Origin of the sequence: Moorena sp. SIO3B2 (assembly GCF_010692525.1) — a bacterium.
Taxonomy (GTDB): Bacteria; Cyanobacteriota; Cyanobacteriia; order Cyanobacteriales; family Coleofasciculaceae; genus Moorena; species Moorena producens.
In genome coordinates, this window is sequence record NZ_JAAHHE010000847.1 from 1 (window position 1) to 1,507 (window position 1,507).

Annotated in this window: 1 protein-coding gene; it reads right to left on the reverse strand. The window is 39.3% G+C overall.

The window, feature by feature from the left end; translation table 11 throughout:
* Window positions 1–321 precede the first annotated feature (321 nt).
* Window positions 322–1,146 carry a calcium-binding protein gene (locus F6K38_RS41715; RefSeq protein ID WP_287297186.1) on the reverse strand — a complete coding sequence of 275 codons (825 nt, stop codon included), beginning with the start codon at window positions 1,144–1,146 and terminating at the stop codon, window positions 322–324.
* Window positions 1,147–1,507: the final 361 nt, after the last annotated feature.

Consider the following 1,507-nt stretch of genomic DNA (forward strand, 5'->3'; position numbering starts at 1 on the left):
TGGGCATGTAGAGATGGGGTTTGGGTTTGCGATCGCAGCTGTACCTGAACAAGAAACCCAGGGAATGTAGAGATGAGGAAAGGGTGTGCGATTGGCCTTTAGGCCACGCTACGCGAACGCAGCCATCAAAAAGACAGATCCAACCGCCGGGCTAGTCATTACAAAAAAAAAGACCCATCATCGGGTCTAGAAACAATGTAGTTGGAAGTGCATCAGACTATTGAGCTTCCAGAAAAGATTTGTGAATAAGGTCTATTTTTGGTTTTTCCCCATACATAAATGAAGAGCAACTACCAAATACGTGAAGCTGACAATAACAAATTAGATGAAGAAATTAGGATTATCGATTTGGCTAGCCTGAACTCCAACTACAACTGCTAGAAGGTCATCGTCACTAAATATTTCAACTCCTTGGCTAGTATCAGAGAAGTCCAAGCTCCCAAAATCTAAGCCTGATTCTAACTCAAATTTAGCTTGACTAAGATCAAAGTTATAGATAGTATCATACCCATCCCCTGTACTTAAAAAGACTTCAGCAGCACCTGTTCCTAAAAAGACTTGGTCTAGACCTTGACCACTAGAAATTGTATCGTCTCCACCATTGGCGAAAATAATATCATCGCCATCCCCAACGTTAAAAATCTCACTGTCAGAAGAGCCAGTTAAAGTGTTATTTCCACCAAGACTAGCAAGGACATCATTGCCACCATTGCCATTTAGTAGGTCATCACCATTATTGCTAACAATTGTATCAGCCTGGGAACCACCATTAAGCACGTCATCACCATTCCCACCATTAATGATGTCATTGCCACCGTTGCCATTAAGCTGGTTATTACCAAGGCTTTCACCCGGCACCGCTAAGACTTCGTTACCAGAGCTACCATTGATTTGGTTATTGCCATCACCACCAAAAAGATGATCATTCCCACCATTGCCATTAAGCTGGTCATCACCATCATTACCTTCGATGATATCCATGCCAGAGCCACCATTGATTTGGTCATTGCCAGCACCACCTAAAAGAGTATCATTGCCACCATTGCCATTAATTTGGTCATCACCATCATTACCGAAGATGAGATCATCACCAGGAGTACCCTGAATAAAATCATCCCCTGGTGTTCCATTTATCGTTGTAATCATGTTTATATTCCTTGATAGTAAATACTATCCTTGATAACTAAAAATAATTATCTATCAAAAAAAATATTGTGTAAATACTGATCAGAGAAATTCAGTAATTTGTATTATTAACCACGGATTATTGACTGTTAAATTGCTTAAATCATACACAAATTAACAATTTTTTTGACTATACAAGCGTTTGTCAGTTATTATAATTGTGTCTAACAATTAGACTTTAATGAGAGAATAAACATCCAAGTATTAGTGGTCAGATAGTGTTACTGACTCCGATCATTTTCAACTTATTAGGCAAAGACAGCACTACCACAAACATGCCCTTGCCCTAGAATTAACCACCATCCCTAACATCAAGAGTAAT

What these genes read in the sequence shown, in the direction of transcription:
- F6K38_RS41715 (WP_287297186.1), bottom strand. Translation starts at nt 1,146, where the DNA reads ATGATTACAACGATAAATGGAACACCAGGGGATGATTTTATTCAGGGT.